Consider the following 22,943-nt stretch of genomic DNA (forward strand, 5'->3'; position numbering starts at 1 on the left):
ACCTTGGATATTTCGATATTTAATACAAAGACCATTACATTATTTAATAAAATAACCGCGCAAATTATAAACGATAAATTAGTAATAGAATGATTGCTCAAGTTATGTGACACCCCTTAACTTTCATTCCAATCGGTAAATAATACGATAAATTGTTTGTGATCATCCCGCCAACACGCAACCCTATTGCTGCCGGCTTTCCACTTATTAAAAAACTGCCGACCAGCAATTCACCTGTTTGTCTTCCCTTTTCGCTTCGGAAAGTTGTTTTCGGCTGCTCGATAAATTGCTGGTACACTTTCGGATATTGATGATACGATTTTTGGATATCTTCTTTTATCAGCTGTCCGTCTTCATCAAATATTTCTACCGTATCTCCCTCCCGGCCAAATACGGGTTTCTTTACATAGCGGATTCCTTTTTCGATAAACAGGCTATCTTCCAAATAGGTCGGCAAAAAATATTCGGCAATCCATTCCTGCTCTTCCGTCGTAAAAAATGCATTTCGTTCTTCGTGCAAGCCCCAGATGATGGCTTGTACTGCTTTGTTTTGCAGTAAAAATGCCGAGGGTGGGTTAAGGATTGTCAGCAAATTCTGCTCTACCAGTTCCATTAGCCACAATCCTATTCGATTCTGCGCATCATCTTCGTCCTGAATTAAATTTTCTATCGGAAATGTTGGACGATACAGCAAGTCGATCCGCTTTCCATCCTCATCGAACAACCCGACACCCTTTTGTATTTGCAATTGGTGTAAAGGAGTAAACTTTGCTCCGGGCACAAATTGCATTATGTAAAGCGTAGTATAATAATCTTCTATATTATCATCGTGTGCGGTAAAAACGATATGTGCATCAGGGGAAAATATGCTTTGGGCAACACTTTTCCTCACCATGCTTTTTAACATCTCTTCCATTTCATTATTCGGATTTTCCATGCCGAATGCTTTGCAGATTTGGCCGTTTACAACAAATAACTCCTTGATGAACGTAGGTGTATCAGCATTCATTTCAATACATTTATAGCCGCCACTATGAGCAATAAAATCAAAACGCGCAATAACACTTTCCGCTTCCAGTGTTTTCAGGCGCAGAATAGGAATCGTTTCTTCCGGATAGCCCATTTCAATCAGGGCTTCATCCGGAAGATTGCGTAATAAATGGGCTGTTTTAAAAAAGATTTTCCCTGCACATTCAGTAGCTATGCGAATTTTTTCTACTTCTTCTTCTGTTACTTCATAAACGTCATAGAGAGCATATTCCTCGTTATATAAATCGGCCCAAAACCGGTCAATACTTGCATAAAATTTCCTGCGCTCGCTGTTCGTCATGGATTGCTCAGCTCACTTTCATCTCGGTAACATAAATCACGTAGACACCACGATCTTCATCAATCTCTGTTGAAGTAACAAGCATTTGTCCAATCGATGGTATATCTACTACGTTTTTCAGTAAATAGCGGATCACTTCAAAATGCGTATCACAAGGAATACGTGCCAACAGACGATAATTTTCACGTTCGTTTGGGCTTCTAAACTCGATATGTATACCTCGCTCACGAAAGTTTTTCTCATCCTCACCGGATAAATTGCGGCCCATCTCCTTTAGCACAAGGACTTCCACATCTTCTTCCATCTCATTCGATACAAGCTCATACTGTGTACCGCGCATAATAAAATACGTGCAAAGCTGCCTTGCGTAAAATTCATCGATCCCTACATTTGTTTCCGTATATTCATAAAACGGCTCATAATGACCATTTCCTTTTTCAACATAGTAAATTAACCGCTTCATCGTTTCCGCTCCTTAAATTAATAAGATATGCATTTCGCAACTATCAACCCGACTGCAATTGATAACGATAATAACATTGTTCCGACTGCACGGTTATCTTCCTCAATCGCCTTTTGAATGCTGAAGCGGATTGTTATAATTTCAGCCAGGAAAAACACTATTACCTGCGCTACAATTCCAATCACACCCCAAATGGCCATATCCATTAATGATATTGAATACTCTGCCGCTGCACCTAATACGATTGCCAGACCCACTATTTTACCGCCCATTAACATTGCGGCTGCGACATTCCTTTGTGCAATTAACTGAAACTCTTTAATTTTCGGTGTACTGAGCGCAAACAGCACCATACCGATTATTAATAAACCTAATGACACACCCAGATATGATAAAAAATTCAAATACCCATTCATCCTATTTTGTCTCTCCTATCCCCCGAAGCTTTTAGTGCCACTGCCAAAACCTGAACTGGTCTTTGCGGCCTTAAAGCTATCGCTGTTTTTATAATTTATGTAGCTGCTGTCACTATTTAGTGCAGATCTATTATTGAAATATCTACCCCCATAATAGTAGGCGCCGTAATGTCCTGAACGGCTCTCGTCACATCGCCATACGCCTTCTTCTTCCGACCAGTCCCAATCCCGGCAGCTTTGGTCTGTAGGCTTTGGGGGTAAACTGCTTGAAGTACCGCAGCCAGCCAAACTTAATGTAAGCGCAGTTGCTGATACGCCGGCCATCAATTTTTTCGTCTTCTCCATCTTTCTTAGCCTCCATTTCCTTTCCTCTTTAATCGTACGTAACAACAGGAAAAAAAGATTCTATAAATTTAAAAAAATCCCGTACAGTAACAGGATTTGAAATAACCAGCACTTTTAATTTATTTATCTAAAAACAATAGAAGGTAGCTCCCCGCACATATATACAATGTGATTTGCGTAATCATGTAGATTGCACGTTCAGTTGATGTTAACTTTTTTTCTTTCTTCATTTTTCTGAAATGCCAATAAAAATATATCCCACATAATAGGAGAATGGCTCCCGAAATTTGAAAAATATTTTCCAGTATACTAACCAAAAAACCCCTCCTACTCTTTCTCTAGCTTTTGCATTCAACTCATTTTACACAATGAAATATAAACGACTTTGCCTGATTTGTAGCTGTTTGAAACGTAAAGTCTTCATAAGCGTTCACAGTTGTAAAGCCTGCCTTTTTAAGTGCGGATGAAATTTCCTCTAGGCTTCGAAAAATTAGCTGGACCTTTGCTTCGTGCGTAATACCTGTATTAACATTTTTAATCTTTTCATAAAACGTAAAAACATTTCGATCTAACCCTTCATATTCATCCCAATACAGCAACAGGTCTAGGGTATAGATATCTTGAAGCTGGTCTACTGTCTCATCTTTTTGCCACTCTTCCCATGCTCTTGCTTGGGGGTTCCGTGCATCAAAAATAAATTGTCCGCCAGGCTTTAAAGCTGTAAATACATCCTGTAAAACATTACTCCAGCTCTCTTCTGTAATAAAAACCTGTGCCACATTCGCTGTCATGATAACTGCATCATATGAATTAATTGTTAAGCTCTTACTATCACCAATGATCCATGAAACCAATTCAGCATATTCCTTACTTTGAGCTCTATGAACGGCTTCTTCATTAGGGTCGATTCCAGTCACTTCATAGCCGGTCTTTGCCAGTTCAATCGTTACCCGCCCAGTACCGCAGCCTAGATCGGCAATTTTTTTAGCTTTTGATAATTGTAGAAGCTCCATAAAGTATTCATCTTCTTTTCCCCATGTATGAAGCTGGTCGTAATAATAGGCAATCATTTAACTTCCCCTGCTTTCCTTTTGAGCATCCGTTCAGTTATTATTCCTACTGCTGCACCTACAAAGATTGGCAGTAAAGCAATCTCCGTATATGAGAGGGAAATTTTAAAAATCAGAAAATCTAAGTTAGCTACATAACCGATAAAATATAAAACAGCTATTGTTGCAAAAGAGGCAAGTAATGGAATCCAAAATTCTTTTCCCATCTTTTCATCTCCGTTCTATTCTTTTTACTGTCCATTAGCTTTTACGTTGTAAATCGATCGAATTTAATTCTCTTCTATACCAGGTCGGTACAGTATTGTTCATGCCATCAAACCATTGCAAAACGTTTTTTGCCTGATTTTTCATTATATTTAAATCATGTTCACTGTAATTTGCAGCCCAAGGAATGGATGACAGCATATTACTGCTAATATAAAAAGCAAGAAGCGAGAAAAATTCCATCGGCGGTGTTCCGTTAAAATATCCGTTAAGCTGCCCTGTAGCAAAAGATGGACTGGCAGTTGCACTCCATACAATCCGGTTAAATTCTTCCCACGGGTCTCCAAAATCACTGCGGTTAAAGTCAATTACATACAGCTCTTTCTGAGGAGAAATAACCATATTTCCAACATGGTAATCGCCATGATGGAAACTTTGCTCTCTGCCTTCAAGGAGGTGTCTGTTCTCTTCGATATATCGAATGATTTTATCGTCCCCCTCTATTTTTACATCACAATCCTGGTAAAGTCGGATTTTACTGTCTGCTTTACGGTTAAAGTGTGATCCCCAATCTTCCTGCTCTGCTGGTGCAGGAATACTGTGAATCTCTTTCAGTATTTGCCCTGATTTCAACCCAAGTGAATACTGTTCCACTTCTGTCAGGTTAGGTAATACTTTCTCCGCATCTTCACCGTCACACCATACGAAAATTGAGTAAACACTTTTACCGTTGTCACAAACTCCAAAATCGACAGGTCGTGAAACGGGCAAGCCCCGATCAGCTAAACGCTTTATGATTTCATATTCACTTTTCTTTTTATCATACTCCGCCATGTCACATATGCGCAGCAGCAATTTCCCATTTGTAACTGTTTCAATATAGAACTTTTTATCATCCGACCAACCTTTATTGATTGCTTCAATTTTCTTGAAGGTATCGTAGTTTTTTATATCGAACATGGATAATCCCCCCTTTTGCTAGTAATTGCTTCTAGTATTTTAACATATAATTGTACATAATTTTCCAAATAAAGTGAAGGCCGATGTTCCAATATTAAAACTTTAAAGTAAGTGAAGATAATATCCGATTACTCCAAAACCTATAAGTGTACAGCATAAAATTTTGAATACGGATGAGTTATTGAGTGCCGGATATAAGATTTCCGATACGGTAACTATAAAGATCATCCCCATAGCAAAACTCATGAAGGCGGTGTTTAATAGCGGATGAACAATACTAAAAAAACTACCGATAAATACACCTAAAGCTACTGGCACCGATACGAGAAAGGAAATTAATAAAACTGTAAATATATTTAACCCTGCTAATATTAAAGGGATAAACAAAATTATTCCCTCGGGAATACTATGAAATAAAAGTGTTTGTAGTAAGGCCTTTGTAAGAACAGGTTCTTGGTTGGCCCCTAATGTTATTCCAATCGGAAAATTGTGAACCGCGAAACTAAGCATTAATAATAGGCCAGTACGAATATAGTATTTCTCTTTACTATAACTTTCCTTACCTTGTTTAAAGTGCGAACTACGATGCAGTACTGTGAATACCATCATCCCTATAACAAATCCAATAATCGTACTTAACCAACCACCTGATTCAATCGCTTCAGGGAGAATTTCAAAACTGATCAAGCCCAGAATAACTCCTGTACAAAGCGCATAAATAATATTTGCCCTTTGCTTGATTCCTTTAAAAAGCCATGCGATCATGCCACCAATGAATATGCCTGAAGAAGTCCATAAAAAGCCTAGTAACCACATCGTTATCACCTTTCACTGAGTATAGTTAGTCGTATGGTTAATCTTCAGCATTTATGAAAATAAAAAAACCGTATTTAAAGTATGAGTTTACTTTAAATACGGTTAAATATAATTTGATTATCCTTCCAGAGTTAACAGTCCATCTTCCATACGATACACTTTATCGCAAAACTCTAGCATACGTTCGTCATGGGTTACCATGACAGCAGCTTTGTTGCGTTCTTTAACTTCTTTTCGGATTTGCTTTACGACTTCGAATGCTCGCTTAGAATCTAAGCTTGCTGTCGGTTCATCAGCTAAAATGATATTTGAATTATTCACAAATGCACGAGCGATCGCAACACGCTGACGTTCCCCACCAGATAACTCATTCGGGAATTTGTTGAACTTGTCACCTAATCCTAATTCCGTTAGTAATGTTTTCGCAAATTTCGTATCTTCTGCTGATACTTTGCCTTTCATTTTACGTACTAGTAATAACTGATCTAACACCGTTAAATACGGAATTAAGTTTGATGTTTGTAAAATGAATCCAACATCTGTTAAACGAAAAGCCGATAAATCTTTTTCCTTCATCTTGCCGATATTTGTACCATTAACAAGTACTTCACCTGTTGAAGGCTGAAGTAATGCCCCAGCAATCGATAAAAGCGTACTTTTCCCTGAACCTGATGGACCGATAATAGCGATGAACTCACCCGGGTTTACTGTAAGGGATACATTTTTAAGTGCATCCACTGTAGAGTCCCCTTCTTTAAATGATTTCGTTACATTTTTTAGTACTAAACCTGTCATTTATTCCACTCTCCCAATCGCTGTTAAAGGATCAATTTTTGTTACTTGGCGAGCTGAAATAACAGAACCTAAAACAGATACAATTAATAACACAAGCGCGTATAAAAGAACCATTTTAAAATCTAAGTTAAACGGCATTCCCTCTGGAAAAACAAGAGCAGTTAAATACGTTAATACAATGCCGGCAATAATGCTGATTAGTGATAACACGAATACTTGTGAAATAATCGATTTTTTAATAAAGCTATTTGATGCACCAATTGCTTTCATGACACCGAATTGCTGTGTTTTTTGCAAAATGAATACATAGAAGAATACCGCAATAATAACAGCTGAAATGATGAATAAGAAGGCAAGCATCATATAGATTGTTCCGCTTTCTTCTTTATAACCCGGCATTCCCATTACGGCTTCTGATTTTGTAAAAGTTTCAATCTCATCATAGTTGCTTTCAATTTTATCAGCATCAATGTTTGCACCTTGTAAAGCAATCATTGCTACTGGACTCTCTAAACCATTATCTGATCCTGGTGCTGCAAATGCATAGCTTTGCCAAACGTCTACGTTAACAAATACACTTGGTAAATGGTTAAACGTTTCACCTTTAGTAATGCCGACTACTGTTAATTCAATACTAGAGCTTGTTACTTCAATTGTATCGCCAATCTCGTAGCCTTTTTCTTGCAATGTTTCATCAATGATGACGCCCATTTTATTTTCTGCAGACATTTGTTTACCTGCTACAACTTTTGGCTCGATAAATTTACCTGGTTCGATTCCAAGAAACGCTACGTCTACTTTTTCTTTCGCATCAGGCGATTTCACGATAACAGTTGATTGTCCAAACTTCGCTGCCTCTTTGACACCAAATTGACCCTCAACATGATCGGCAACCGTACCTGTTACCTTCGTTTTCATCATTGTTGCAGCAGAGCCTTCTTCATAAATAAAAAGATCTCCGTCGATATTTTTCATCGTCGCTGCAGCTAATGACGATAAGCCATTACCTAATCCTGATAAAATAAAAACAAGCCATGCGATAAGCATAATAATTGCGCCAATCATCATGAAACGTTTTTTCGCGTGTTTCATTTCTTTGATTGCTAAAAACATTGTAAATCCTCCTTAATAATATATATCAACCGATCTTTTCAACTCTTCTAATTACTAGAAAATTGATCACCTCGAAATAAATTATCCGCCTTTTAATAACTATATTTAAATATCAAATTCTTATTTGAACATAAATTATAACTATTAAAAAATGGATAAATATAAATTTTTTCCATGCCGCTTTATAGTATAGGCGCCGAATATGAACTTTATATAAACTATTTAAAATTTTATTTGAAAGATTATGTAAGTAGGTTTGTTATATTAATATATAAAAAACCGTTCGCTTATTTAATACATAAGCGTGTTTATAAATAATAAAGTTGTTTAATTTGTACCTTATAAATACAATAACCACCTATCGATAAATTTGATAGGTGGTTTTAAAGTTATTTAATAAATTTATATTTCTATCAATCTGATCCTAATTATTAAATAAAAAAGTTATTTAATATTCTTTACTAACAGTATCTAAAAAAGCTAATGTTCTTCTTACATTTGTGTCTAAAGCATTTTCTTGTACTGCATCTAATTTTTGTTGCATATTATTTGACCATAAGGACTCGTTTATTAAAATGTTCTTTATAAGAAAAAAATGAACATCATTAATAATTGCCGTTGCTACTATTGCGCAATATGAAGCTTTTGGTAACGCTTCTGTTAATAAATTCTCGACTCCATTTACTATTTTGTTTCTATTTTGACTTGTCCTTTTAATATTTTCTTTATACTCCATAGCTCTTTCATAAAGTTCCTCTATCTTAGTATTAACAGTTTCTGCAATTTCAAAACGTTGCATTACTAATCTCTGTGAATCATTTAATAAAAGTTGATCTATGGTATTTTTAGCAGCGTTAGATATCGGGTAAAATCTATAATTAACTAAGATTAAATGTTCCTGTGGATTCATAAAATAAGGATTAATAAAATCATTTGCTTTCGTATCAAAGGTAGATTTATTTCCGTTACATCTTTTGCAACTAGGTAATAAATTCTCCCATTCCACTACTTCTTTAGGATATGTATGTTTATCATGAAAATGTTCTACTTCCATATATTTAGATTCTCTATCAACACTACATTCACAATATGCACATTTGTAATGTGAACTTTTCAACAAACCATCTTTAATATAATCTTTATTCCAAACAGATTTCCCACCACTAATAAATTGTTGTGTTAGTTCTCTCTTAACTTCGTCTGTTAGCTCTATAGGGCAACTTTCTCTTTCTAATTTAATCATCGTACACCTCTAACAATGATGTTATTTGGATTTTTAAAATTTTCCTCAAGTGATTATGTGGATGTAGCATTTCATCAATATTTTTATATAAAATTTTTATTTTTTCTATATCAAAATCTGATACTGCTTTATCAAATTCTTTTAAAATACATGAAAAATTTTTAGAGTATGAGCTTTCCATTCCCATTACATCTTTTAAGATTTCCTCTATAGTCCACCCTTGGAAATCATATTTGCTATCCATAAAAGCATTCTCTGAATTCATTTTATTTTTATTATTTAAAAAGGATAAGGCTATTACTTCGTTTTGTTTAGCTGTTTGAATTATATGAGGGCTGTGTGTAGTAGCAATAACTTGCGCTCTCGGAACAAGCCATTTTAATATTTCTATTAATTTTGCTTGCCACTCCGGATGTAGATGCAAATCTAGTTCATCAATTAGTATAACGCCCTCAAATAAATGAACATCCCTAAACCCACTTGTAACTTCTGTTTGTCTAATAATACCTAACAGAATTAATAAACATGACCTGTACCCAGATGATAAAAAATTGAAGGGAATTTCACCATTTGGTGTTTCTAAATATATATCAGCCAATATTCTACGTGTACCTTTATTTGTTTCTAAAACTCTTTCTGTAACCTTACTAAATTTAATTCTAGAATCTAATCTAGTAAAACATTCCTGTGCTATTTTTAAATTATAAAACTTTTTATTAGATAAATTATTGTCTTTATAATAATTTTCCAACATCCAACTTTGAATATAATCAAGCTGATTTCCGTAAAAAATGTTTGTTAGAGAAGTTCGATTGATAGAAAAATTAATTAGCTCTTTTGATTTTATTCTATTTTCAAATCTAAATTTTCTATTATACTGATAGTTATCTACTGTTTCAAGATCACTCAAACTAAATATTTCATGAATATTACTCTCATTTTTTGAATAGGAAATTCCCCAGTTACCATCGTGAGAACTATTAACATTTGTCCTTACATTCTTATTATGACGGTTAAATGAACTAGCAATACAGTCTAAAATAGTAGTTTTCCCAATTCCATTCTCTCCACAAATCAAATTAATTCCATTATTAAATTCCAAACTTAAGTTCTCTATTCCATTGGTATTATTTATATCAATCCAATTAATTCTCAGCATTTTTTTCTCCTCTTTAGGTTTTCAATATAAATTTCTTCGGATTGTAAATTTTTATAAATTTCTAGTTCTATTCATTATAACTAAAATCTATTAGATTTAATTGATAATTCACTTCATACGATGAACCCTTCAAAGTTCTTCTCCCAATTTCAGAAAATAAAAACAAGTTTTTCTTAGCTCTAGAGCATATAACATATAATAACTTGTTTGATTCTTCAATTTCATTCTCTCTAGTTTTACCTATTATTTCTTTCCAGTTTGGTAGATATCCTCTTAGTAATCCAAAAGCTATAACTGTATGAAACTCTTCTCCCTTAACACCCTGACAAGTATTAACAACTATCCCTTGTTTTGAATTAAACATCTTTTTCATATAGTTAATATCTTTAGGAACATTAAAAAAATCTGGATTTTCATAACGCTTCTTCAATCCATTAAAGAAACTATCCCACTGTTCCTGTAATGAATTACTTGAACTATAATCAAAGTCGAGTTTTTCAAACACATATTTAAAACTCTCCTCCAAATATTCAATAGCATCTTCATTTCTAATATTAATGGAATTAATTTTTTTTAGTAATTTCCTACAATTATCATTATCCATTTCAATAGCTATACCACTTATCATAGCTAACTCTTCTAAAAATTCTTTTGCCCACTTCACTCTTACTAAATACTTACTTGGCTCCTTAGTAATTAAAATAATTCTAGCTAGTTTAAACCAAAAATTGTCTCTATTTCTTGGTAATAGAGTTAGACCTGGGGCGTCAAAATCTAAATCAGGTAAATTTGCTTTTAACTTCCTAGCAATAGAAGTTAATAAATTCCATTGCGGTGCTAAAATACAAATTTCGTTTGGAGAAACACCTTTTGAAATCTCATCTTTTATAATTTCAGTAATTCTATTTACTAGATCATCTTTATGAATATTTTTATCAAATGTAATAATACCCTCGTGATCATGATAATCTGCTAAGGATTCTATTGCTAAGCCTGTACTTTGAAAGTTACCATATAGATTTATTACTCGTTGCGTGGATCTATAATTATTACTTAGCCCTAATTGTTTGATACTGTACCCACCAATGTCATCACTTATCTCTGAAGGAGTTTTCACAACCCCACCTAAAGACTTAAATATAGCTTGGTCTGGATCACCAACTAAGAAAATCTTACATTGCCCCTCTGAAGCTTTAATTATCTCTCCAACAATTGCATATTGAAGATCTTGTGTATCCTGAAATTCATCTATAAAAAAATATTTAAAAATACTTGAAAGATTAATTGCAACTTGAGTATATTGAATAATTAACAAATATGAGAAATATAAAATAAGATCAAAATCTATTAAATTATTTTCTAATATGAATTTATGGTACGCTTTAGCCGCATTATTATACTTTTCTTCACTATTAACATAGTTTCCATTTCTATCTATTCTAGTAAGGAAATCATTGTATCTAGGTATATCAAATTCATCCTTAATAGCATCTTTTAAATCTTGAGCTTTAAATTCGTCTAAAATAGAATATTTTTTTTGTAACTCAGATAAATAGATACCATAGGGTCTAATAATCCACTGTAAACAAAAAGAATGAATGGTGCCTGTCCACAACTGAGATATATCAATTCCCATAGAATTTACTCTTTTATCAATTTCATCTGCTGCCCGATTGGTGAATGTAAGTGCCGCAATTCTATCTGTTCTGCGTTTTAACTCTTCAAGTTTATTAGCAATCTTCATAGTTAGGACTCGAGTTTTACCACTTCCAGGACACGCTAATACAAGTGCATTTTCTTCTTCATTTATCGCTGCTAGTTGTAACGGGTTTAAATTAATATGCATGTTAAATTAATTCAACTCCTAAAAGGCTTATTAATTTTAGTAAATCATCGTCTTCATCATATTCTTCAATAAGGCCCGTTAATTCCGTTAGTTGTAATTCATCTATTGAGCTAGTTTCATTTTTTAATTCAATCTCATTACTAATAATTCTATATTTAGCCATCGCTACTAAATGTTCATTAGTAATATGTTCAGATGTAAATGCAATTGCTTCTAATATATATTGTTGAATATATGTACGTGATGTAAGCTTTTCTGATAATAAAAGTGCAAACCATCCTTTGCCTACTTTTTCTGCCAGCCTTAATGCTTCTTTACCCTTTATCACTTCATCTTCAGCATTTAATCTTCCTTTAGAATCTAAAATATAGTTAGGTCTTTCGTAAATTAAAGGTAGTATCTCAGCAACTTCATATTCATTACCACTTAAGATAAAATCAATTTCAAATGTATGAGGTGCATAAAAAACCTCCACCCATGGATTAGCTCTGTATTTACTATTCAGATATTCTGATCTTTCTTGACCTGCTTTTTGTGAATCTCTCATTTTCTTTTGTTCAGAGGTATCATTAGTTGGATCTTGTGGTAATATATCAATTGCTTCATCAAAATCAGTAATAATAGCGCATTTTCTATGGATTCTAGAAGTATCAAATAAACCTGCAATATGTTCAAATACTGTACTACTCATACTTACTACGCTTACACCTATTTCATCGAGACTAATTCCAAAAACAACTTTAAACATTGCTGGAATTAATATAAGTTCCGCATCACCTTCAACTAAAATAACACCCTTTGCAAATAATAAAGTCGATCTTGTTGCATCTAAATATCTTTCAATTCTTTTACAAGTATCTATATCTAATCCATTACTAGGTTGGCAAACTTTTGTATAACCTTTTTCTTTTATCAAAATATTCATCGAATCAATTTTACTTGCAGAGGAAATATGTGTGGAATGTGTAGTAATAATTACTTGAGTATTTTCAAAATGATATTTCTCGAATAAAGTTTTTTGAACATGTGTATGAATGTGAGCTTCTGGTTCCTCAATTAATAAAAAATGTGCTGCTTTCTCTTCTTGATCCTGATAAAACTCATACTCTAACAACTTTAAAGTGATATAAATTAAATTTGCCCCACCTAAACTTAAATCATCTAATTTTCCTTGATTGCTCGAGGAATCATCACCAACCCATAAGGTTAACGATTGAAGCATTGTTTCAACTTCCTCCGGTAACTCAGACTTTATATTTACATTGGGTGAATATGTATAACCTAAAGTTCTATTTAAGGAAGACTTTATTTTCTTCGTTAATGTGCTTATTTCATCTAGTTCGCTTATATCATTGTTTAAATCTTTTACTTGTTTTTTGATTTTTTCTGCTTCTCCAACTTCAATATCATTAGTCGTTCCTCTTAATAATTGTAGTAAAGGACTACTCTTTTTTTGCTTTAGTTCTGCTATAACATTTCTTAACGCTTTGACAAAAGTGCAGGAAACTTCTTTTTTTATCATTGTAATATGTGTGGAAATATTTCCAAGAGCAAAATTATCTTCTTCTTCAGGATTCGGAAAAATCCCGTTTTCAAAATCTCCAACTAGAGACTTATATTGCTGTTCATCGTTAAAATCTGCATTTACCCTACAAGAGTAAACACTTTCATAATCTTTTAGCGTAAGTCCTTTCAAAAAAAGGTTAAGATTATGTTTGGATTCTGAAGTATCCTCCCCCATTTCTTGGAGTTCTTCTATTTGTTTTGTAAAATCATACAAACTTTTTCTCACCATTTTATTAGGTCGATAATATAAAGCATATGTACCGACTGCTTCTTCATCATTACCCACATTTTGTGAATGATGAGCTACAAAGCTAGCTGCTTCACTAGAATCAAGATTCTTAAAGGTTAGTTTTAGTACTATCCAATGACCTTTCCATTCATTAATATTCTGATTAAAGTCTGTTTCCAAAAGTTTTGTAGCATTAATAGGTAAACTTTCATCTAAAAGTAAACGAATTGCATATAGCACATTAGATTTCCCTGAACTGTTTTCGCCAATTAAAGTGTTAACCCCTTGTTTAAACTTGAAAATGGCGTTTTTAAAATTCCTAAAATTTGTTAATTGCAGTTGAGAAATATACATTCATAATCATCCTTTTAATTCATACTTCATAAATATAAAAAATCCGTTTGTTTAGTTTAATTATAAACAAACGGAATATATTTCCAATACTATTTAAGAAAAATTTACTATATTTTATGATTTATTTTAAATTTTTTCTTTATTATGTTCATTTATCTTCTTTATTAAATATTCCTCCAATTCTTTATCCCCATCACGTATTACCGTTCTTATTCTTGCCCTCTCAGCGATAACATAGGGGCGAACAAAATTATTACTAAATTCATTAGCTAATAAATAATCTATTTTTCTTTTTCTAAAATCCAATGTACTTTCCAAAAAACTATTTACAGCTTCAGCTATATCTTGATATTTACTACAATGGTTTGGACTTATTCCTAATTCTAAATATAAAAAATACATTGTCCTTCTTACTAACTTACCAATATTTCTTTCATATACTGACCAATTGTATAGTAAATTTAAGATTTTTTTTGCAAATTCTACGTGGTTATACTTCCTTTCCTTTTTAGTTCGCCCAACCCTACTAGGGGGTAACTTTTCTTGTAACCATTCATTATCGTATTTATTTAACCACGTATATGCTGCTCTATTCAGTTTTGATAATTCATATCTAGTTAAATGTTTATTTTCTTTATAAATCTTTCTCCAAATTGTTTTGTACATTCGTGTCTTTTCTTTACGTTTAACATCTAAATATTTCCATTTATCTACATATTGACCATTTAAGATTTTTGAAACAGTAGGTATAGAAATATTTGCAACCTTGGCTATTGCATTTTGAGAATACCCCTGTTCTGCTAACTCATAGATTTTAGAAACAAACATATCCCCTTTATCAATGATTCTATTAGAAAAGTAAGGTATTGTTAATGGGTCTTCATTTTCTTTTAATCTATATGTAAACCCACAATAATCACATTTTACCTCACCATACAATAATCGTGTCCCCAAATGAATATCTATTTTAATTTTATCTAAACTTCGGACTTTATAATGTTCACAAAAAGGATTCATACATATCCAAAGCTCTCCAAATGGCTTGTACTCAACTTTTAATTCAAAAAATCCTTTTACAGATCCAGCCAATGCTCTCATCAACAAAATAGTTTTTAAATAATCTAATTCACTTACATAAATACTATATCTTTTATTATTTAATATTTTGCTAACATCAATTTCACTGATATTTACCCCTAAATATTCAATTAATTCTTGAGAAAATGTTTGTTTTAATAAATTTTTAATATTTTCAACGCGCTTTAGTTGTGGTAAAGATAAACCCTTTAATTCTAAGAATTCTATACACCTATTTTTTAATTCATTTATATCTAAATTTTTTCCATTATCTAATATATATTCAAGATCTTCTTTTAAATTGAACAGTTCTTCAAATAAATCATGAGGCACATCTATCTCTTCAAATTCTAAATTTTGATATTTAGGCAAAAAATTTTTGGGAGTGTAATTATATCCAGAAGTTACTTTCAAATTACAAAGCCCTATTTTATGAATAGGACAAATAAAATATCCTGGTAATTGATGTTTTCGATTTACATAAATTTCACCATATTTAAAAAAATTATTTTCTAAACATTTTTTACATACCCTTGTCTTTAATTTTTTAATTTGTTTAACTCTAATGTAATTATAATTTTTATAAAAAGAGGAATTAGAAATAAAATATCCTCTTCTAAAATATCTTTATGAAAATATCTATAAAATAGATAATTAGTATGATTATTCAAGAAATATTCAACTGTATAATTTTTGGAAAAAATTCTGACTTGGTCTACTAAATAAGAAATCCCTAAGGGATATTCAGCATCTAAAGGTTTATTCTTATTACCTAGTAATTCCTCTAATGTCTCCTTGTTATTATTGAGTAACAAATGATCATATCTAGCTATAATACTAAAATATATTTCATCATTATACGGCTTAGGAAAAAATGGAATCATCCTTTGTCTCCTTTATGAACGTATCTACTTTTTCTTCATTTTTTATGCAAGCTAAACGCTTTATTTTCCAATTTACTATGGAACCCTCATCTAAGAATATTTTTTTGCACGCCCACATTATTTTACGAATATGATACTGTTCTCTTGTTTCAAGATTTTTACTCAAAAAATCTTTTGAACGTGGAAGTTTATCTATATTTTTCTCAATCATAGATAATTTCCTAATGCTTTTTGCTACTCTAGTTTTATTAACATAAACAGGTTTTTCTAAAGCATATAAATTAGTTATAACTTCCTGTATTTCCTTTAAAATTTTAAAATCTCGTTCTTCCCAATCGATTTTATTCTTTCTTTTATTTTCCACGGAGTTTTTTTTAGGAGAATTTTTTTTAAGCCATTCACGATTATAACGATAAAGCCAAGCATATAGTGCCGGTACTAATTCTCTAAGTCTTGTAATTGATAATTCAGGATTTTGCCTTAATATTGCAAGCCATTCCTCCTCATTTTTCAATTTAGTATCTGTATCTGAATTATTATTAGACGACTTTTCTACTTTTTTAATTTCTAAATATTTTTTTACGGTAGCATAATCACATTCTAAAACTTGCGCAATACGATAGTAGCTTAATCCGCTTGTTGCTAATCGGATTAATTTTGCCTGCCACACTGGACCAAAAATCTTTATTCTCCCCACTTTAAATGCATCAGCTTTATCTATATCTGGACCGCACCTTGAATAAACAAAACCACAATCACAACTAAATGTACCAACAGGATTTCTAGTTTCTGTACAAGTTGTTATAACAACCTTTGTTACAACACGCTGTTTATAATGCTCCGCTGCTGGATTCAAACAATAATATGGTGCTTGCCCAAATGGTTCATATTTCTTGCCTATATAATTTTCTAAGTCTTTAAATGACACATTTAAAAAATGTAACAACAATAAATGCTGTACAGGATGAAAAGCCTTACGGTGTTTTCTAACAATACTTCTTATCCATGATGTATCTGAATGTTCATCAAAATTACAGTCAACTAATGTTAAAAATTCTTCTCCATAATATTTTTTTAGTTGCTGCGTAAAATATTGCTGATGTACTTTCCCAAAATGAGTTGCGTAACCATTTACTTGCAATAAATATTTATAGATTTGCGTGAAGTCTTGTATTCGTGTTTGTGTATTTTCTGTATAGTGGATTAGTTTAATACTTTCATCAGAAAGCTTTTTCAAACGTTGCTCAAGCTTTGGTGAAAATACAGTGACTAAATGTGGTAATAACTCCGCTTTTTCGGCTGAAACAAATTCATGTTTATGTGGGTTGCGAAATTCAATAGTTGAATCGTGAAGTAATTCTTGGTGTAGATAACAATAGAACACTTTCGGCAATTGGTGACTCCTATGCCAATAAGCTTCTCCATACTTGTCTCTATCTTGCTGTAAGCAGCTAGGACAAAAACGCAGATAATGCCAGTTTTTTATTGTGGATGCAGCAATGCCTAGAAACATGTGAATTGCACCAGGCTTACCGCCATTATTGATATAGTTTATTGCACGACTTTTCATCATCTCTGATTGAAAAGCTGTATAATAACTGTACATTGTATGATTTGTCACCAATTCAGTTATTTTTGGTGGATTGAAATGTGCGATGTTTTTATAAAAAATCTCTAAATTATTAGGGAAATCGACTACGGCTACTGAACTCATATTTCCAAACAATTCTTTCATAGTTTGCTTTGAGCTTGTGTTGCATGAGTGAACATGATAGCGTGCAAACCAGCTATACAACAATTCGTCTGGATAAAGACTAGGAAAATAACTAAGCATGGCTCTTCCTCCTACAATGCAAATTCATCCAAAGGCGATTTTATATATTCTGCTTCCTTCAATAATTCATAATTCGAGTGTTTATTTTTCTTTGCTTGTTCTACGATTTTTAACAATGTGCCTGTGCGTTCTTTAGATATTTTTGGTTTCGGCTTAATTAGTTGTTCAGCTAAACTAATAGCAGATTTCATTAATGCTGGTAAGTCTTCATTACCTGCTTCATTCAATGATTTTGTAGCAGCTTTCTGTGCTATTTCAACATCAATTCCTAATGTTATTAACGAACTCATAATTGTTTCTATATTCGTTAGTTGCTTCTCTTGGCTTTTTTGAGCTTGAAGCTCCTTTTTCTTTTGTATCGTTGCTCTTAAATCGATTTTCGATTCTCGCATAACTAAATATTCTTCAATATCCATTGGCATAATATCCGCATACTTTTCTAATTCAGATGTTCGTCCATCTCTTAGCGCTTTGAGCATTGGCTGTACTAACTTTAAATCATCCTTTGCTACTTGTTTAAGTGCTGCTGCAGTAATCATCTCAGCGCCTGTTTCAATGGCTCTACCTTGTGCTAATGCAAATAATTTTACAGCTATATCTACAATACCTTGGCTCTCTTCATATAAAGTTTGGTTCAGCTCTTCAGTTAAGTTTGTACGTTTTTGAATCCATTGGTACTCCCACAAGCTCTCAATGAGTATATCCCAGTCATCATCTTTCTCCATTTGTTGCCAAACCATATCACCTTGACCGCTACCTCTTCGCGCTTGTCTAAAATCTTGTTGGAGCACTGTTTTTGCTCTCATCGTTCCAATGAGTATTACAGGTACACCTACTTCATTGATTAACGTCACAAAGAAATTCATCATCTTCTCTGAGTTATTATCTTGTGTTGCTAAGAGATGTTGGATTTCGTCAATAATGATTGCGCCAATGCAATGCAAACGGGCAATTTGCCCCATCCTTGTAACCATAGAGCTGATAGAGTTTCTACGATTACCAAATTTCTCATAATAGTTTGTACCAAGAAGCGAGTCCATTTTTAAAAAGAAATCTAAACATAACGATTTTAATGATCCGTCATGAGGGCAATTTAATTTTAACCAAACAACTTGAAATAAATTTAGCGGATGCTCATGTAAAATTACTTGTGGATAAAGCGATAATATCCGTTCAATCGCCGTTGTTTTACCGATACCCGAAAAACCCATCAATGTCATACTAGACGCTGTTGAACGTATGTCTTCTACCCCGTTTAATACGCGATTATAGCCTGGTAACCTCGGATTCCTACTAACATAGCCATGACGTAGCAACCTTGAAAATCGTTGTTCTAAATCCAAATGTTGCATTACCGGCTGAAAGAATTTATTAATGCGAAGAATCGCATGATAGCGTATATGTGTTGGTAAATTTGCCTCCTGTACATCGTAAGGTGGATAGTAGCACAATTTTTCATAAGCTTCTTCAGGTGAAAGAATAGGCGGCAATGCTTCAATTAAAGGATTCCCTTTGAAATCAATAATTTCTTGCTCATTGTATACAGCGGACATAATCCCTCTAAGTCTTGCTTGCTCATTCATCTTTATCACCCTTTCTACGTCTTAAAAAGTCTCGTACATTAGGTCTTTTAAAATCTGTTTTATCAATTGCTTGCGGAAACGCGATAGCCTCAGTATCCATCACTTGCTTTTCAATTATTGGCTTTGACTCAACTTTACGCTGTCTATCTTTTTCTGCCTTCCGGTTATCTCTAATTGCACCAACTCGCTCTGCTTTACTCAATGTTGGATCTTCTTGAGCTTTTTTTTCTATCTCTGCTTGTTTAATAATTGCTTCGACATCAGCAAAATAATCTACATCTTTTTGAAGTTGATTATGATGTTGACCATGTTCAGCTATTTTTTCCGCCATTCTCCAATAGTTTATTTCGTGCAAACTTAACCCTTCATATCTTTTAGAAACTTCTAACATATAACATTCTTCAAAATAACCACTTGATTCGTTTACAAAATAAAAATGGCTCATATTTACTGGATCATAAGCTATTTCAATTTTCCATGACCCCTTCATTCGCGCATTTTCAAACCAATTTTCTTTAATTGCTTTTTCACAACTATAAGATATACCCTTAAACTGATTCCCTTTATAATTTACAGTTGCACTTTCTCTAGGTAACAACTGTAATTTAACTAACTCTTCTGGAAACGATCGTAACTTACCAGTTCGATTTCTAATACCCCAATTCCATAAATCAATAGGTATAGGTTGCACATCATCTGCTACTAAATCTCGCTCTCGTACATAGGTTTTTAAATAATGCTTTTTATTATGCTGTAGAACTTGTTTAATTAATATTTGAGTAAATTCTCTCAATGTCAATATTGCATTTAATCTATAATCTTTAGCTCCACGTTCTTGAAAATCAATATCAACATAACCAGGTAGTAATGGCTTTACTTTCCTCTGAACTAAATCAAATTGCTTTTCGACAATACCTTTCCAATCAGCACGATACGATGCCGCATTCTCCACATGTAAATTAAATGCTTTTATCAATCGCTCTACGTTATAGCCTTCAAATTCACCTTTATCTGCTAACAAAATTTCTGGTAATTGGCGGGTTGGCCAATCTTCTTCATTTATTTCAATGTCATATTGTGCACAATACTGCTTTTTATCGGTAATAACATTAGTTAATGCCATACTAGCACCTTTCCATGAGGGCCCCTCTAAACCAATATGCATTCCCACTACCATTCTACTAAATACATCCATCACTAAATATAAAATTGGGCGTCCTATAATCCAATTCCGATTCACTTCAGAAACTAAATACACATCTGCACTAGTTGCATCAATTTGATAACGAGATCCTGGACCAAAGACTTCTGATTGAGATGTATTTAAAACTGCACGATGATCCTTGTTAAAACGTTTTTCTCCTTTTCTTGCAATTAATATTTCTGTTACATTGTACTCTTTTTGGTACCAATATTTAAACTGTGCGAGGGTAGGAAGAAAGTCTTCATCTTTCAACAGTACTTTCTCAACACCATTTTCAAAATAAATATTCTCTACATAAAATTGTTTCACCATAAATTTATATGCTGCTGTTAAATTATTTTGTTTTGAAGTTAAATAGTATTTTTCAATTGCTAATCTAAAAATTCTTTTTGTGTCTTCATCAACGTTTATTCCTTTTACGCCGTATACAGGTGGCCTGCCACGCTTACTGTCTCCAGCCTTTTTCTCTTTTCCTTTTCCACCAGAGTATTTATAATCCGGAAGCAAAGCGTCTAGTGTTTTACCTCTCGACCAATATTTATATAAATATTTACGTACTGTTGGATATGATACTTGATACTTTTCCTGTGTTTCTTTTATAAGCTTTGTACGAATAGATTTTTCATAAATTACTGGTTCTTCCTTTACGATTGCTTCAATAATTGCCCATGCAGCATCTCGCGCTTCATAATGCTTCTTTTCATATTCATTCGATACAATCACATCATAAGACGAATCAATAATCTTTATCCAATCACCAATAATAATTAATTCGCTTATTTCAGAGACCCTCTTCTTTTCCGGAAAAGCTTTAGCATTATCAAGTTCTAAAATGTATAGAATGACATTGCCTGAATCGATCCAAAGAATTCTATATGTTTTTTCTTGTTGGCAGTCTTGTAAAATTTCATTAATATAAAAATTCATTAAGCCCACCTCTTTTTAGAATCAGACAAAGTCGCCACTGTTATATTTGAAACATCTTCATTTAAGTTTATTTTTTCATGCATGTTCACTTTTAAAAATTTCTTTGCTAAAGCATGCTTATATAAACTAATACCTGTTCCTACCTCAAAATTATATTTCATGTCAAACGCTTGTAAGTTTGTAAGGATAGGACCAGTAAAGCTATTCCAGTCCTCCATAAGTAAAGCAACATTCACAGCATCATTAACAAAATAAGCATCACGTAAAAACTTTAAATTGCTGATAAAAGTTGTTGGTAACTCTTTCTCAGTCACAATTGCCCAGTCAATTCCCTGCTGCTCCCAATAACACTTCTCTATTTCGAATTTTTCGATAATTCTTTCGTCATTAAGGTCATTTTCAAACTTCAGTGTTCGGGCCTTATAAACAATTGAAGTCCCTTCTCGCATAGTTAAGAAGCAATCTGTAGTCATCACAATAGGGGTGTTTGTTTTCTTATCAACAGGATGATTAATACCTAAGTTCTCAGCTATTTTTAACGTTAACTCTCGTTCTAGAGGAAATTGCTCGCGAATATCAATCACATTTTCTGCCCAATCGCAAAAGCAATGATAATTAAATTCTAAATCCGAAAGTAAATGGTGTTGACGCTTTGTTTTCCATCCTATGAAACGATGTACGCGTCCTATTGAAGGCACGTCTTGAATTGTTAGCCAAGGCTTGTAAAGGGCCAATTCACCTTGCCCTCTACCTTCCTTGATATACCGAGAAATTTTTACTTCAGTCCAACCGGTTTGACGTTTTGACAAATACATCTTCTCCTTTTAGATTGAGTTTAATTGACACTTAAATACGGTCTGATTCTTTCAAAGAAATCTCGGAAGTTATCAATATACTCAGGATGTTTTACTCGGATAAACTTAGCTATTGCAGAAGTTAATAAACTCCTTGTTGCAACAAAATTATATTCATCTAGATTACAATTAAACGTAGCTTTAACTGGTTTAATTGTAAGATTTTCTCCTGATTTTTTAATGCTATTTAGTGCCATGTACATATGAGCTCCTGTTGATAAAAGACCATATAAATTTATTTCTTGGTTAACAGCATTAATTTGTTGCTTATGATATCCAATCTTATATGCCTTAGTTCTTTCATCCATTTTTGCTGGATCTTGAAGTATATATTCCAATGCTAAAGTTGCTTCAATAAGAGCTCGATAATTTAGTTCGGCTGGACCAGCAAGGCCATTAGTTGCTGATATTCAAACACCTTCACTTAGTTCAATAATTTTTCGAAATAAAGCTGTAATTACCATTGTTGTATACATCATCTAAACTTTTCGTTGCTTTAAAGGCTTCTAATTGTTTAGAAGCAAACTCGATAGATTCTTTTAAAAGATCATACGATTTCATCAGTATTCCAACTTCCTTTTTAAAATAAAAACACCCGTTCGCTTATTTTGATTATAAGCAAACGGGTGTAAATTATTCAAATATTTAAACAACTTTTTTATATTTTAAAT

Annotated in this window: 22 protein-coding genes; all 22 read right to left on the reverse strand. The window is 32.9% G+C overall.

Annotated features, from left to right (window positions below):
• Positions 1–97: 97 nt before the first annotated feature.
• Positions 98–1,330, reverse strand: a complete 1,233-nt coding sequence (locus MHH37_RS19970) for a glutathionylspermidine synthase family protein (RefSeq protein ID WP_342574395.1) — start codon at positions 1,328–1,330, stop codon at positions 98–100.
• A gap of 7 nt (positions 1,331–1,337) precedes the next feature.
• Positions 1,338–1,793, reverse strand: coding sequence for an RNA helicase (locus MHH37_RS19975; RefSeq protein WP_342574396.1), 456 nt, complete (start codon positions 1,791–1,793; stop codon positions 1,338–1,340).
• Between the two features lie 17 nt (positions 1,794–1,810).
• Positions 1,811–2,209, reverse strand: coding sequence for a DUF350 domain-containing protein (locus tag MHH37_RS19980; protein WP_342574397.1), 399 nt, complete (start codon positions 2,207–2,209; stop codon positions 1,811–1,813).
• A 15-nt stretch (positions 2,210–2,224) separates the two neighbouring features.
• The gene (locus tag MHH37_RS19985) at positions 2,225–2,554 is read right to left on the reverse strand and encodes a hypothetical protein (protein ID WP_008405947.1); all 330 of its coding nucleotides are present in this window, start codon (positions 2,552–2,554) and stop codon (positions 2,225–2,227) included.
• A gap of 356 nt (positions 2,555–2,910) precedes the next feature.
• The gene (locus MHH37_RS19990) at positions 2,911–3,624 is read right to left on the reverse strand and encodes a methyltransferase domain-containing protein (protein ID WP_342574398.1); all 714 of its coding nucleotides are present in this window, start codon (positions 3,622–3,624) and stop codon (positions 2,911–2,913) included.
• The gene (locus MHH37_RS19995) at positions 3,621–3,830 is read right to left on the reverse strand and encodes a hypothetical protein (protein WP_008405950.1); all 210 of its coding nucleotides are present in this window, start codon (positions 3,828–3,830) and stop codon (positions 3,621–3,623) included. Before MHH37_RS19995 ends, MHH37_RS19990 begins: the two co-directional genes overlap by 4 nt.
• A gap of 34 nt (positions 3,831–3,864) precedes the next feature.
• Positions 3,865–4,788 (reverse strand): phosphotransferase family protein, encoded by a 924-nt coding sequence (locus MHH37_RS20000; RefSeq protein WP_342574399.1) that lies wholly within the window; start codon positions 4,786–4,788, stop codon positions 3,865–3,867.
• A gap of 102 nt (positions 4,789–4,890) precedes the next feature.
• The gene (locus MHH37_RS20005) at positions 4,891–5,604 is read right to left on the reverse strand and encodes a ZIP family metal transporter (protein WP_342574400.1); all 714 of its coding nucleotides are present in this window, start codon (positions 5,602–5,604) and stop codon (positions 4,891–4,893) included.
• 117 nt (positions 5,605–5,721) lie between these two features.
• Positions 5,722–6,399, reverse strand: a complete 678-nt coding sequence (locus MHH37_RS20010; RefSeq protein ID WP_008405954.1) for an ABC transporter ATP-binding protein — start codon at positions 6,397–6,399, stop codon at positions 5,722–5,724.
• Positions 6,400–7,512, reverse strand: a complete 1,113-nt coding sequence (locus MHH37_RS20015; protein ID WP_342574401.1) for an ABC transporter permease — start codon at positions 7,510–7,512, stop codon at positions 6,400–6,402.
• A 448-nt stretch (positions 7,513–7,960) separates the two neighbouring features.
• Complete coding sequence (locus tag MHH37_RS20020) at positions 7,961–8,755, reverse strand: HNH endonuclease (protein ID WP_342574403.1); 795 nt, start codon at positions 8,753–8,755, stop codon at positions 7,961–7,963.
• Positions 8,748–9,914, reverse strand: a complete 1,167-nt coding sequence (locus MHH37_RS20025) for an AAA family ATPase (protein ID WP_342574404.1) — start codon at positions 9,912–9,914, stop codon at positions 8,748–8,750. The genes MHH37_RS20020 and MHH37_RS20025 overlap by 8 nt, the downstream gene beginning before the upstream one ends.
• A 67-nt stretch (positions 9,915–9,981) precedes the next feature.
• Positions 9,982–11,760, reverse strand: a complete 1,779-nt coding sequence (locus MHH37_RS20030) for an ATP-dependent helicase (protein WP_342574405.1) — start codon at positions 11,758–11,760, stop codon at positions 9,982–9,984.
• Position 11,761: 1 nt separating this feature from the next.
• Positions 11,762–13,909: an AAA family ATPase gene (locus tag MHH37_RS20035; RefSeq protein ID WP_342574406.1), complete on the reverse strand. Its 2,148-nt coding sequence runs from the start codon at positions 13,907–13,909 to the stop codon at positions 11,762–11,764.
• Between the two features lie 126 nt (positions 13,910–14,035).
• Entirely contained in the window at positions 14,036–15,400 is a 1,365-nt protein-coding gene (locus tag MHH37_RS20040) for a TnsD family Tn7-like transposition protein (RefSeq protein WP_342574407.1), read from the reverse strand.
• Between the two features lie 125 nt (positions 15,401–15,525).
• Positions 15,526–15,870: a hypothetical protein gene (locus MHH37_RS20045; RefSeq protein WP_342574409.1), complete on the reverse strand. Its 345-nt coding sequence runs from the start codon at positions 15,868–15,870 to the stop codon at positions 15,526–15,528.
• Positions 15,851–17,704 (reverse strand): TnsD family transposase, encoded by a 1,854-nt coding sequence (locus MHH37_RS20050; RefSeq protein ID WP_342574410.1) that lies wholly within the window; start codon positions 17,702–17,704, stop codon positions 15,851–15,853. The genes MHH37_RS20045 and MHH37_RS20050 overlap by 20 nt, the downstream gene beginning before the upstream one ends.
• 11 nt (positions 17,705–17,715) lie before the next feature.
• Entirely contained in the window at positions 17,716–19,287 is a 1,572-nt protein-coding gene (locus MHH37_RS20055) for an ATP-binding protein (protein ID WP_342574412.1), read from the reverse strand.
• A complete protein-coding gene (locus tag MHH37_RS20060) occupies positions 19,280–21,418 on the reverse strand; it encodes a DNA-binding protein (protein WP_342574414.1) in 2,139 nt (712 codons plus the stop codon). Before MHH37_RS20060 ends, MHH37_RS20055 begins: the two co-directional genes overlap by 8 nt.
• Entirely contained in the window at positions 21,418–22,227 is an 810-nt protein-coding gene (locus MHH37_RS20065) for a TnsA endonuclease N-terminal domain-containing protein (protein WP_342574416.1), read from the reverse strand. Before MHH37_RS20065 ends, MHH37_RS20060 begins: the two co-directional genes overlap by 1 nt.
• A gap of 26 nt (positions 22,228–22,253) precedes the next feature.
• Positions 22,254–22,682 (reverse strand): DUF5677 domain-containing protein, encoded by a 429-nt coding sequence (locus MHH37_RS20070; protein ID WP_342576295.1) that lies wholly within the window; start codon positions 22,680–22,682, stop codon positions 22,254–22,256.
• 19 nt (positions 22,683–22,701) lie between these two features.
• Positions 22,702–22,833, reverse strand: coding sequence for a hypothetical protein (locus MHH37_RS20075; RefSeq protein WP_342574417.1), 132 nt, complete (start codon positions 22,831–22,833; stop codon positions 22,702–22,704).
• Between the last annotated feature and the right edge of the window lie 110 nt (positions 22,834–22,943).

The organism is Solibacillus sp. FSL K6-1781 (assembly GCF_038630735.1).
In the GTDB taxonomy this organism is placed as follows: domain Bacteria; phylum Bacillota; class Bacilli; order Bacillales_A; family Planococcaceae; genus Solibacillus; species Solibacillus silvestris.

Bases quoted from the DNA above. Each gene is read 5' to 3' on its own strand.
- MHH37_RS19970 (WP_342574395.1), bottom strand. From the start codon at position 1,330: ATGACGAACAGCGAGCGCAGGAAATTTTATGCAAGTATTGACCGGTTT.
- MHH37_RS19975 (WP_342574396.1), bottom strand. From the start codon at position 1,793: ATGAAGCGGTTAATTTACTATGTTGAAAAAGGAAATGGTCATTATGAG.
- MHH37_RS19980 (WP_342574397.1), bottom strand. From the start codon at position 2,209: ATGAATGGGTATTTGAATTTTTTATCATATCTGGGTGTGTCATTAGGT.
- MHH37_RS19985 (WP_008405947.1), bottom strand. From the start codon at position 2,554: ATGGAGAAGACGAAAAAATTGATGGCCGGCGTATCAGCAACTGCGCTT.
- MHH37_RS19990 (WP_342574398.1), bottom strand. From the start codon at position 3,624: ATGATTGCCTATTATTACGACCAGCTTCATACATGGGGAAAAGAAGAT.
- MHH37_RS19995 (WP_008405950.1), bottom strand. From the start codon at position 3,830: ATGGGAAAAGAATTTTGGATTCCATTACTTGCCTCTTTTGCAACAATA.
- MHH37_RS20000 (WP_342574399.1), bottom strand. From the start codon at position 4,788: ATGTTCGATATAAAAAACTACGATACCTTCAAGAAAATTGAAGCAATC.
- MHH37_RS20005 (WP_342574400.1), bottom strand. From the start codon at position 5,604: ATGTGGTTACTAGGCTTTTTATGGACTTCTTCAGGCATATTCATTGGT.
- MHH37_RS20010 (WP_008405954.1), bottom strand. From the start codon at position 6,399: ATGACAGGTTTAGTACTAAAAAATGTAACGAAATCATTTAAAGAAGGG.
- MHH37_RS20015 (WP_342574401.1), bottom strand. From the start codon at position 7,512: ATGTTTTTAGCAATCAAAGAAATGAAACACGCGAAAAAACGTTTCATG.
- MHH37_RS20020 (WP_342574403.1), bottom strand. From the start codon at position 8,755: ATGATTAAATTAGAAAGAGAAAGTTGCCCTATAGAGCTAACAGACGAA.
- MHH37_RS20025 (WP_342574404.1), bottom strand. From the start codon at position 9,914: ATGCTGAGAATTAATTGGATTGATATAAATAATACCAATGGAATAGAG.
- MHH37_RS20030 (WP_342574405.1), bottom strand. From the start codon at position 11,760: ATGCATATTAATTTAAACCCGTTACAACTAGCAGCGATAAATGAAGAA.
- MHH37_RS20035 (WP_342574406.1), bottom strand. From the start codon at position 13,909: ATGTATATTTCTCAACTGCAATTAACAAATTTTAGGAATTTTAAAAAC.
- MHH37_RS20045 (WP_342574409.1), bottom strand. From the start codon at position 15,870: ATGATTCCATTTTTTCCTAAGCCGTATAATGATGAAATATATTTTAGT.
- MHH37_RS20050 (WP_342574410.1), bottom strand. From the start codon at position 17,704: ATGCTTAGTTATTTTCCTAGTCTTTATCCAGACGAATTGTTGTATAGC.
- MHH37_RS20055 (WP_342574412.1), bottom strand. From the start codon at position 19,287: ATGAATGAGCAAGCAAGACTTAGAGGGATTATGTCCGCTGTATACAAT.
- MHH37_RS20060 (WP_342574414.1), bottom strand. From the start codon at position 21,418: ATGAATTTTTATATTAATGAAATTTTACAAGACTGCCAACAAGAAAAA.
- MHH37_RS20075 (WP_342574417.1), bottom strand. From the start codon at position 22,833: ATGAAATCGTATGATCTTTTAAAAGAATCTATCGAGTTTGCTTCTAAA.